Origin of the sequence: Caballeronia arationis (assembly GCF_001544975.2) — a bacterium.
Classification (GTDB): Bacteria; Pseudomonadota; Gammaproteobacteria; order Burkholderiales; family Burkholderiaceae; genus Caballeronia; species Caballeronia arationis.
Map to the genome: position 1 here is coordinate 1 of NZ_FCOG02000196.1, position 8,227 is coordinate 8,227.

Annotated in this window: 8 protein-coding genes and 1 pseudogene; 6 read left to right on the forward strand and 3 right to left on the reverse strand. The window is 59.8% G+C overall.

Going from position 1 to position 8,227, the window contains the following annotated elements:
- From AWB81_RS46625 to AWB81_RS38555, 6 genes are all read left to right on the forward strand, one after another.
- On the forward strand, window positions 1-810 hold an 810-nt coding region (locus tag AWB81_RS46625; RefSeq protein ID WP_235026132.1), incomplete at its 5' end, for a chemotaxis protein CheB.
- Window positions 767-2,614 (forward strand): CheR family methyltransferase, encoded by a 1,848-nt coding sequence (locus AWB81_RS47610; protein WP_268811795.1) that lies wholly within the window; start codon window positions 767-769, stop codon window positions 2,612-2,614. The genes AWB81_RS46625 and AWB81_RS47610, both read left to right, overlap by 44 nt.
- Window positions 2,563-2,775 (forward strand): PAS domain-containing protein, encoded by a 213-nt coding sequence (locus AWB81_RS47615; protein WP_268811796.1) that lies wholly within the window; start codon window positions 2,563-2,565, stop codon window positions 2,773-2,775. Before AWB81_RS47610 ends, AWB81_RS47615 begins: the two co-directional genes overlap by 52 nt.
- The gene (locus AWB81_RS47620) at window positions 2,762-4,192 is read left to right on the forward strand and encodes a hybrid sensor histidine kinase/response regulator (RefSeq protein WP_235026133.1); all 1,431 of its coding nucleotides are present in this window, start codon (window positions 2,762-2,764) and stop codon (window positions 4,190-4,192) included. The genes AWB81_RS47615 and AWB81_RS47620 overlap by 14 nt, the downstream gene beginning before the upstream one ends.
- Window positions 4,193-4,509: 317 nt before the next feature.
- Complete coding sequence (locus tag AWB81_RS38550; protein WP_062643384.1) at window positions 4,510-4,872, forward strand: toxin-antitoxin system TumE family protein; 363 nt, start codon at window positions 4,510-4,512, stop codon at window positions 4,870-4,872.
- Between the two features lies 1 nt (window position 4,873).
- A complete protein-coding gene (locus AWB81_RS38555; protein ID WP_062643386.1) occupies window positions 4,874-5,242 on the forward strand; it encodes an HVO_A0114 family putative DNA-binding protein in 369 nt (122 codons plus the stop codon).
- Between the two features lie 230 nt (window positions 5,243-5,472).
- Here the strand turns inward: AWB81_RS38555 and AWB81_RS38560 are convergent, their stop codons facing one another.
- The 3 genes and pseudogenes from AWB81_RS38560 to AWB81_RS38570 form a co-directional block, all read right to left on the reverse strand.
- Window positions 5,473-6,819, reverse strand: coding sequence for a sensor histidine kinase (locus tag AWB81_RS38560; RefSeq protein WP_062643387.1), 1,347 nt, complete (start codon window positions 6,817-6,819; stop codon window positions 5,473-5,475).
- A gap of 32 nt (window positions 6,820-6,851) precedes the next feature.
- Window positions 6,852-7,391: pseudogene (locus AWB81_RS38565) on the reverse strand (winged helix-turn-helix domain-containing protein); the annotation flags it as partial.
- A 32-nt stretch (window positions 7,392-7,423) separates the two neighbouring features.
- Window positions 7,424-8,227 (reverse strand): IS30 family transposase (locus tag AWB81_RS38570; protein WP_062643389.1); only part of this gene is annotated, 804 nt, incomplete at its 5' end.

Here is an 8,227-nt window from a genome sequence, read left to right on the forward strand (position 1 = left end):
GCGCCGGGGGCGCTTCCAGTCGCGCTACGCGCTCCTTCCACCGCCCCCGGCACAACCTCAGTGACATTCGACTTCTTCAGCATGTTCAACTCCGTTTCCAGACACACTTTTACCCCAAATTCGTGTCCAGCAAAATCGGAGGCGGTTCACGGGATCCAGGCGCTAATCCGGTTTTTCGAACACATGCCCCGTGATCCAGACATGAGTTTCGTGATTGTGCTTCACCTCTCGCCCACGCACCAAAGTCAGGCTGACGACATTTTCCAACGCGTCACCAACATGCCAGTTATGCAAATGGCCGAGTCCACGCGTATCGAGAAGAACCATATTTATCTGATCTCGCCGGCCACTACCCTGTCGATGACCGACGGGTGCCTGTCCGTCGCCCCGGCCAACCGCGGGCGCGGGCGGCCGGTGGCAATCGATTTGTTTTTCCGAAGTCTCGCGGACGCGCATGGCACGCGCGCGATCAGCGTCATCCTTTCAGGCCTTGGCAGTGACGGCGCAGTCGGTATGGGGCGCATCAAGGAATGTGGCGGAATCACGCTGGCGCAAACGCCGGACGATGCCGAGTACGACGAGATGCCGGCCAACGCCCTGGCGACCGGTCTGGTGGACATCGTGCTGCCCGTGGGCGACATGCCGCAAAAGCTGATTGAACTGAGTGCCAATGCCCGTTCGATAAAGCTGCCACCGGCGGACGACGAGCAGTCCGCCATGGCCGCGTCCCCCGATGCACAGAGAACATCCGCCGCAGAAGGGCGCATTGCAACAGATTCTGAGAACGTTGCGGGCGCGCACCGGCCATGACTTCCGTCACTACAAGCGTGCGACCGTACTGCGGCGCATCGAGCGGCGCCTGCAGGTGAATACGCTGCCCGACCTGCCGTCTTACCAGCGATTCGTCGAAACACATCTGGGCGAGACGAGCGCATTACTCAAGGACATGCTGATTGGCGTGACAAACTTCTTCCGCGATCGGGAGGCGTTTGAAGCCGTCGAGCGTGAGGTGGTACCGCAAATCATCAAGAGTAAGGCCGACGGCGACCTAATACGCGTATGGGTCGCGGGATGTTCAACGGGCGAAGAGGCTTACTCGCTTGCCATGCTGCTCGGTGAGCGTATCGCAGAAGACTCCGAGCCATCAATCCTGCAGGTTTTCGCCACCGACATTGACGAGCGGGCGATCGAAATAGCGCGTGCGGGCAATTACCCCGCGCCGATTCTGACCGATGTGCCGCCCGCACGTTTGCGCCATTTTTTCACGCACATGCGCAGCCGCTACATCATCAACAAGCCGCTGCGCGAGAAGGTCCTGTTTGCGGCTCACAATGTCTTGCGCGATCCACCATTCTCGCTTCTCGATCTCGTCTCGTGCCGGAATCTGCTCATTTATCTCGACCGGACGGTTCAGCGCCAGGTGCTGGAGACCTTTCACTTCGCGCTTCAGCCTGGCGGATATCTGTTTCTGGGAAGTTCCGAATCGGCCGACATCGCGGATGATCTCTTCTGCCTGATCGACAAGAAGAATCGGATCTATCAAACCAGGACACGCGCTGCGAAGGTACCCGTGATCACGTCACCCGCCGTGACAGGGAGTCGGACCGAGTTGCCGCGCGCGTTCGTCACGACACCGGCGCCCGACCTGGCAAGGGTGTCGTATGCAAAGCTCCATCAGCAGGCGATCGGACGTTATGCGCCGCCTAGCGTGTTGATCGACCGGGACGCAGAGATTTTGCACATGTCCGACGACATAGGCCGATTTCTGCGGTACGTCGGGGGCGAGCCTTCGTACAATCTGCAGACGCTAGTGAACCCGGATTTGCGCCTCGAACTGCGCACGGCGCTTTTTCAGGCGCTGCGAACCGGCAAAAGCGTAGGTGCCGAACGGGTGCGTTTTTCGCGCGGAGCGACGCATTCCTATGTGAACATGACAGTGAGTCCATTCCAGGACGAAGAGAGCGCAGTCGCGCTCTGCACGGTCTTCTTCGACGAAGTCGACGAGACAACGCGACCCGACGCGCCTATTCACGGCGAGGCCGGGCACGACCCGGTGGTCGCGCATCTTGAAAGCGAGTTGCGCCGCACCAAAGAAATGCTTCAATCGAGCGTCGAGCAATCCAATGTGTCGAATGAGGAACTGAGGGCGTCGAACGACGAGTTGCAGGCGATCAATGAAGAAATGCGATCCGCCACCGAGGAACTCGAGACCAGTAAAGAAGAGCTTCAGTCGGTCAACGAGGAACTGATCACGGTCAATGGCGCGCTCCAGGCCAAAGTCGAGGAGACCGCCAAGGCCAACGATGATCTGCAGAACCTGATCGCGTCCACAGGCATCGCCACCATCTTCGTGGACCGCTCGATGCGCATCAAGCGCTATACGGCGCCCGCGGTTGGCCTGTTTAATCTGATCGAAACAGACATCGGTCGGCCTCTGCTCGACCTGACCCATCGCCTGAATTACCCTGATCTGGCTTCGGATGCGAGGCTGCGTTCGAAGCCCTCAAGCTCACGCAACGCGAGGTCAGCACGACGGACGGCGAGTGGTATCTCGTTCGACTGCTGCCCTACCGCACCCTGGACGACCGAATCGACGGCGCGGTGCTCACGCTGATCGACATAACGGAGCGGCGTCGAGCCGAGGCCGCAGTCCGCTTGGGCGAGGAACGCCTCAAGCTCGCTGCATTGACCACTGACGATTACGCCATCATCGTGCAGGAACTGGACGGCAAGATCGTGAGTTGGAACAAGGGTGCAGCGCATGTTTGGCTATGAAGAGCAGGAGGTTATGGACAAGCAAGTAGATCTGATCTTTACGCCAGAAGATCGTGCGCAGGGGGTTGCGCTCGCCGAACGGGAAACCGCCAAGTCGGTTGGACGGGCGGAGGACGAGCGGTGGCACCAGCGCAAGGACGGCAGGAAAATCTACTGCAGTGGCGTGATGACCAGGATCGACAGCGAAAGCTTCAAAGGGCTGGCCAAGATCGCCCGCGATCTGACCGACAGGAAAGGTGTCGAAAGTCAGCAGCAGATGCAACTGGCCCTTGAACGTGCGATCCGGGCACAGGCGGAATCCGTCAATCGTCAGAAAGACGAGTTCTTCGCGGTGTTGTCACACGAACTCAAGAACCCATTGAACCTGATTCACGTGAAGGCGGAACTTCTCACCCGCGCCCCCGAAGTCAAAGACATCGCCCTGGTTCAGGACGCGGCCGACGCGATTCAGCGCTCGGTGCTGGGCCAGGCGAAAATCATTGATGACCTGCCGGACTTGTCGCGCGTGCGTACCGGCAAGCTCGCGTTGCACTACGACGCGGTCGATCTGGCCGCCGTGGTTCGTTCCGTGATCGAGGCTTGCAGCACGGACGCGAGCGCAAACGGCATTACGGTGTCCGTCTCAGGGACAGATGCACCGCTGGTGGGCAAGGCAGATGCCGTTCGCGTCGAACAGATGCTGTGGAACCTCGTGCGCAACGCATTGAAGTTTACACCGCGAGGCGGCCATATTAGCGTCACGCTGTGGGGTGAGGACCGTTTCGCTTGCATAGAAGTAAAAGACTCGGGTAAAGGCATCGGCCCTGATTTTCTACCCAGATTATTCGACATGTTCAGCCAGGCGGAGGGCGGGGCGAGGCGGGACAATAACGGCCTGGGTATTGGCTTGTCCCTCACCAAACAACTGGTGGAGATGCATGGCGGTCGGATCGACGCGGAATCAGCTGGTCTCGGCCAGAGTGCGTGTTTCCGGTTACGGTTGCCGAAGAATCCACCCTCTGCGCCACGTACTCATGCCGCGGAAGCGGTGAGTCCGAGCATCCTCAAAGGCCTGGGTATCCTGCTGGTTGACGATTCGCTGGAAGGGCTCGAAGGGTTCCGGACGTTGCTGGAGCTCGAGGGTGCACACGTAACGGCCGAGTCCAGTCCGGAAAACGCGCTCGCAGTCGCAGCCGACGCTGAATTCGATTTGATCATCTCGGACATCGGCATGCCGACGATGAGCGGGTACGAACTCATCGCCAAGTTGCGCAAACTGCCGGGCACGGCGAAGGTCCCGGCTATTGCACTGACAGGATTCGGGCGTGACAAGGACGCTGCGGAAGCATTGCGTGCCGGATTCGACGCGCACCTTAGCAAACCCGTTTCATTGAGCGGGTTGTTGGCGGCGATTGGAGCCAACCTGTCGCAAAAATAATCATGCGCAAAGGCCTCAGCGGTGGACGGGGCCGCAGTCGTTCGGTATCAGCGGAACGCGAGAGTGTAGGAATGGTCGCTTCAGTCGGGGACCTTCCGGGCGCCGCGGAGTCACGGATGGCCGCCGGACACTCGGAAGCTGCCGTTGTCGTGATACCGGCTTTGACGGTGGCTGAGGATCGACCCCGGCCCGACGCGGCGGACCAATCGCCGACCGCGATGGCCGATCTATGTAAGACCGGATCTGGCTAGGAGCGATACCGGACCGCAGTATTCCATGGATTTGACTTATCTTATCAGATAGTGATAGGATAATGCATGACCGATCGTGACCACAGCTTGGACGCGCTTTTTTCCCTGGACGGCGAGCGCTTTGCCGTCGATGGCAGCGAAACATGCTGGGTTAAGTTTGAGGTCAAGGAATGCGACGTGATGCCAGAGCGCCCGCATGGGCTTAAATATTCGCTGACGCTCCATGCCGAGGACGGCACCCGCCTGTTGGGCTTCGACAACGCGCATGGGATCACCGAAGGCTCGGGACCGGGAGCCCGAACGCGGATCGAATACGACCACAAGCACAAGGGCGAAAGAGTCCGATTCTACGACTATGAGGACGCCGGCAAGCTGATCGAGGATTTCTGGGCGGAAGTTGAAACGATCTTGCAGGAAAGGAGTAACTGATATGACTGTAGACACCAAGATCCTGAAAGTTGGTATTGCCTCGCGCGAGGAATACAAGGCCCGGACCATCGCCATCGCGAAAGGCCAATACAAGCCCACGCCCGATGAGCCGAAAGTCTGGTTCCAGTCGCTCGAAACGCTGGCCAAGGTGCTGTCCGAAAGCAACAGGGAATTGCTCGCGACGATCGCTGAGACAAACCCAGGCTCCCTGGACGAACTGGCCGCGAAGACCGGTCGCGCGGTGTCCAACCTCTCGCGTACCCTCCGGACCATGGAAGGTTACGGCCTGGTGCATTTCGAGCCGGGTCCGCATCGCAGACTTGCGCCCCGCGTCGACTATTCAGGCGTCGAGCTGGCTGTCTCGTTTTAGTGACCGAGAAACAGGGCCTCAGGACACCGTGTCACGCAACCATGACGTCAGCCCGATCGGATTGACATATTAAACAAACGCGTTTTCGTTAGTTGTACGAACCGTCTGCAATGTGCAATGCTTTCCTGTCTGCCCTGGGTCGGCCGGGTGCGATCCTTCGTCGTGAAGCCATTGCGATTTGATTTGTATCATCGTGGCCAAGTCAACGACGGTGACAATGAGCACCCCCATCACCGAATGGTCTCGGCCGCCGGAAACTGCAACCGCACGGTCAGGCCCCGCCCATGAGAGCCGCTTTCAAGCGTGACCTCTGCATCGTGTTGCAATGCGATTTCCTTGACAATGGAGAGGCCGAGCCCGCTGCCCGGCGCCGCACGTGCACTGCCACGGTAAAACCGTTCCCAGACGCGCGATTTCTCTGCTTCTGCAATGCCCGGCCCCGTATCACTCACCTCCAAGATCGCGCGCTGCCCGCCTGCCGCTACTTCTTCACGGACGATGACATCAATCGTGGCCCGCGCTCCTGCATACCGTATCGCGTTGTCGACCAGGTTGTTCAACAGTATTCGCAGACAGTCACCATCCCCCTTGACCTTTACGACTGCGGTACTGACTACCAAACCGAGGTCGATATCATGATCCGCGGAGAGGCGCGCGCGCTCAGCCACAACCGAGCGTGCGAGCTCGCTAAGGTTGACTTCCTTCATGACGATTGCGCGCGAATCGGGCGCGAGTCGAGCGAGAGTGAGGAGTTGCTCGGCCAAATGCGCGAGGCGCGTCGTACCAGCTTGGATCTGCGCGGCGATCTCGTTGCGCTCGCGATCATTGAGCGCTTGCGGGAGCAAGCCGACCTGTAGTCCGAGCCCCATGATCGGCGTGCGCAATTCGTGCGCGGCATCAGCGATAAAGTGTCGTTGTACCGTGAAAGCTTTATCGAGCCGCTCTAACAAGCCATTTAACGCCTCGACAAGCGGCTTAACCTCCACGGGCATCGACACCGTGTCGATCGAGTCCATGTTATTTGCATCGCGCTGTTGCAACCCCCAGGCGAGCTGCCGAAGCGGCCGTAGACCATAGCCGACGCCGAACCAAAGACATACCGCCAACACGGGAATGAGCGAAAGCACGGGCCAGAAGAGGTGCACGGCGATCTCTGCAACCGCCTCCAGCCGAGCCCGACGCACTTGTGTGACCCGGATGAGGGTGTCCCCGCTGCTCGTCACAAACGTATGCCACACCCGCCCATCGACTTTCAGGTCCAAGAGGCCAGGCACTTTTGGAGGCGGAAGCCGCGCGTCGGGATCGCTGCTAAAGACGGCAGCGTTGCCGCGCCATACCTGCAGTAAGACGCCGTGGGGCTGCTCGCCCGATAGACGGTGCTCTCCTCGCAGATCGGCCAAGGTAAGACGGCCGTTGTCGTCCACATCGACGTGGCGAGCAATCGCTTGGAGCTGATCGTTGAGCAGTTCATCCAACTCGCTAAGCGCGCCCCAGTAAGTCGCTGCGCTAGCGAGAACGCCGCATAGCAATGCGGTGGGCAGCAGCCAGAGTAAAAGCCGGCGGCGTAAGGACGACATCAACCAGATCCGGAACCGTGCCCACCCCGATGTCACATCACTTCTCCAATTTGATATCCCACCCCACGAACGGTCCGGATTGCATTGGCGGTGAGCTTGCGTCGTAGATTGTAGACGTGTACCTGAATGGCATTACTTTCGATTTCTTCGTTCCAGCCATACAATCGGTCTTCCAACTGTTCGCGCGTAAGCACCATTGTTGGATTACGCATTAGCTCCTGCAAGAGAGCGAATTCCCGAACAGTGACCGCCACGGGCACGTCTCGTATCCAGACACGATGCTGCGCGGGGTCCAGGCGCAGCGGCCCGGCTGTTAGGACGGTCGGGATGCATCCTCGCGCGCGGCGGCTGACCACCCGTATGCGTGCGAGCAGTTCGTCCAGCGCGAACGGCTTGATGAGATAATCCTCTGCACCGCTGTCCAGACCAGCAACGCGCTCCGGCACCGAGTCGCGCGCGGTGATGATGATCGTTGCGGGCGCATCGCCCGAGCTCCGAAGTTTCGCGAGCAAGCTTAAGCCGTCTATGTCGGGCAATCCCAGATCAAGCAACACCAGGCCATAGCTTTCGGTGGGCGGTTTCAAACCGAAGTGCAACGAGGGGGTTAATGTTTAGCGCTTTGAGGTTGACCCGCTGAGGCAAGTGTCGCAGCGAAGACCTCGAATGGCGAATGGAACGCGTGGGTTGCGCGCGGCCGGCTGTTCAGGCTGTCGGCGATGGCATCGAGCTCGTCCTGAGTGTAGACCGAGAGGTCGGTGCCCTTAGGTAAGTACTGTCGCAGCAATCCGTTGGTGTTTTCGCAGGTCCCGCGTTGCCAGGGACTGTGCGGGTCGCAGAAGTACACGCTTACGCCGGTGGCGGCGGCGAGTTCTTGATGCCGCGCGAGTTCCTTGCCCTGGTCGTACGTAAAGCTCTGACGCAGGGGTTCGGGAATCGAATTGAGTTTGGCCGAGAAGCCCGCCAGAGCAGAGGCGGCGGTTGCGTCCTGCATCTTGGCAAGCAGCACCAGGCGGCTGGTGCGCTCAACCAGCACGCCAACAGAGGATTGATTTCCGGCGCCCTTGATAAAGTCGCCTTCCCAATGACCAGGCAGCAGGCGGTCTTCGATTTCGGGCGGGCGCACGTGGATACTGACCATGTCGGGAATCTGCCCGCGTCGGTCTGTACCACGCGTGCGGGACATACGGGTGCTGTGGCCGTGGCGCAGGCAGGCAATCAGCTGGCGGCGCAATTCGCCGCGCGGCTGAGCGTAGATAGCCGTGTAGATGGTTTCATGCGATACGTGCTGGGTCGGGTCGGTCGGATACATCCGCCTAAGTGTGCCCGATATCTGCTGGGGCGACCACTTCCAGTCCAGCAACGTGAGCACAATCCGCCAGCGAACGCCTTGCGTGCAAAGCTTGGCGGG